The sequence below is a fragment of the Pseudomonas sp. K5002 genome, assembly GCF_013386655.1.
Classification (GTDB): Bacteria; Pseudomonadota; Gammaproteobacteria; order Pseudomonadales; family Pseudomonadaceae; genus Aquipseudomonas.
The window spans coordinates 1-2,255 of sequence record NZ_JACARK010001300.1; the positions used below are offsets into that span (position 1 = coordinate 1).

At 62.3% G+C, this 2,255-nt stretch carries 2 protein-coding genes and 1 pseudogene; 2 read left to right on the forward strand and 1 reads right to left on the reverse strand.

Features of this window, described 5'->3' with window-relative positions; genetic code table 11:
* Positions 1 to 269, reverse strand: a 269-nt coding sequence (locus HX846_RS35845; RefSeq protein WP_178967305.1) for a helix-turn-helix domain-containing protein, incomplete at its 3' end; no start/stop codon positions are given.
* A 119-nt stretch (positions 270 to 388) separates the two neighbouring features.
* On the opposite strand from HX846_RS35845, the gene hmgA reads away from it, so the two are divergent.
* Together hmgA and HX846_RS35855 are read left to right on the forward strand one after the other, a co-directional pair.
* A complete protein-coding gene (gene hmgA / locus HX846_RS35850) occupies positions 389 to 1,672 on the forward strand; it encodes a homogentisate 1,2-dioxygenase (protein ID WP_178967306.1) in 1,284 nt (427 codons plus the stop codon).
* Positions 1,673 to 1,675: 3 nt separating this feature from the next.
* A pseudogene (locus HX846_RS35855) lies at positions 1,676 to 2,255 on the forward strand (fumarylacetoacetase); the annotation flags it as partial.

Sequence of the window (2,255 nt, forward strand, 5' to 3'; positions counted from 1 at the left end):
ATGCTGCCCAGCGCGGCCAGCCCCACGCGCAAGGCTTCGCGGCCCAGGCCGTAATGGTTGGTGGCGGTGTTCTGTTCGGCAAAACCCGAGGCAATCAGCGCCTGCAAATAACGGTGGACCTTGCTCGCCGGCATTTGCACGTGCTCGGCCAGGCGCGACAACGAGGTGGCCGGCGACAGTTCAGCCAGGGCCTTGAGGATGTCGGTGCCCACTTCAGCCGAGCGGACTTTCTGTTTACCGGTGTCGCGGGGGACGGGCGGCTTTTCCATGGAGGGCATGAATCCGAAAGACGAATGGGCGTCTTTATAGCTTGACGGTCAACAGGTATCAAATTACGTTATGCGTAACTGGATTACGATAAAAACAACTTCCGCTCAGAGGATGATCCATGACCCTCGAATACCAATCGGGTTTTGGCAATGAATTTGCCACTGAAGCCTTGCCCGGTGCATTGCCCGTCGGCCAGAACGCCCCGCAGAAAGCGCCCTACGGGCTGTACACCGAACTCTTTTCCGGCACCGCCTTCACCATGGCCCGCAGCGAAGCCCGGCGCACCTGGTTGTACCGCATCCAGCCGTCGGCCAATCACCCGGCGTTCGTCAAGCTGGAACGGCAGTTGGCCGGTGGACCGCTGGGCGCTGTGACGCCCAACCGCCTGCGCTGGAACCCGCTGGATATTCCGGGTGAGCCGACAGATTTCGTCGATGGCCTTGTAGGCATGGTCGCCAATTCCGGATCGGAAAAACCCTCGGGCATCAGCATCTACAACTACCGCGCCAACCGTTCGATGGACCGCGTGTTCTTCAACGCGGACGGCGAACTGTTGGTCGTTCCCGAGCAGGGCCGCCTGCGCATTGCGACCGAACTGGGTGTGCTGGAAGTCGAGCCACTGGAAATCGTCGTGCTGCCCCGCGGCCTGAAATTCCGCGTCGAACTGCTGGATGCCCAGGCCCGCGGTTACGTCGCCGAGAACCATGGCGCGCCACTGCGCCTGCCGGACCTTGGTCCTATCGGCAGCAACGGCCTGGCCAACCCACGGGATTTCCTCACGCCCGTCGCCCATTACGAAGACCTCAAGCAACCGACCACGCTTGTGCAGAAATTCCTCGGCGAACTGTGGGGCTGCCAGCTCGACCATTCGCCGCTGAACGTGGTGGCGTGGCACGGCAACAACGTGCCGTACAAATACGACCTGCGTCGTTTCAACACCATCGGCACCGTGAGCTTCGATCACCCGGACCCGTCGATCTTCACCGTATTGACCTCGCCCACCAGCGTGCACGGCCTGGCCAACCTCGACTTCGTGATCTTCCCGCCCCGCTGGATGGTCGCCGAAAACACCTTCCGGCCACCGTGGTTCCACCGCAACCTGATGAACGAATACATGGGCCTGATCCAGGGTGCCTACGACGCCAAGGCTGAAGGCTTCGTGCCCGGCGGCGCGTCGTTGCACAGCTGCATGAGCGCCCACGGCCCGGATGGCGAGACTTGCACCAAAGCCATCAACGCGACGCTTGAGCCCCACAAGATTGATAACACCATGGCGTTCATGTTCGAGACCAGCCAAGTGCTGCGTCCTACACAGTTCGCGCTGGAATGCCCGCAACTGCAACCTTCCTACGACGCTTGCTGGGCCTCACTCCCTGCAACCTTCAACCCGAATCGGAGATAACCCATGACTCAGCCTAATCTCACCCGCAGTTGGGTGGCTTCCGCCAACGGTCACCGGGATTTCCCGCTGCAAAACCTGCCGTTGGGGGTGTTCAGCGTTAATGGCTCGGCACCGCGCAGTGGCGTGGTGATTGGCGAGCAGATTCTTGATCTGCACGCCGCGTTGGAATGCTTTGAAGGCGAAGCCCGCCGGGCCGTTGAAGCCACCGCTGGCGGCCAATTGAACGCGTTTTTCGAACTCGGCCGTGGCCCGCGCGTGGCCCTGCGTGAACGCCTGCTGGAACTGTTGGCCGAGGGCAGCGACCAGCAAGGCAAACTGCAAGCTGCGCTGCACCCGGCTGCCGATTGCCAGATGCACCTGCCGGCCAGGATCAACGACTACACCGACTTCTACGTGGGCATCGAGCACGCGCAAAACGTCGGCAAGCTGTTCCGCCCGGACAACCCGCTGCTGCCCAACTACAAGTATGTGCCGATCGGTTACCACGGCCGCGCGTCGACGATTCGCCCGTCGGGCACCGAGGTCCGCCGCCCGAAAGGCCAGACCCTGCCAGCCGGCCAGACCGAGCCGACCTTCGGCCCCT

Coding starts and splice junctions, on each gene's coding strand:
- hmgA (WP_178967306.1), top strand. CDS start 389: ATGACCCTCGAATACCAATCGGGTTTTGGCAATGAATTTGCCACTGAA.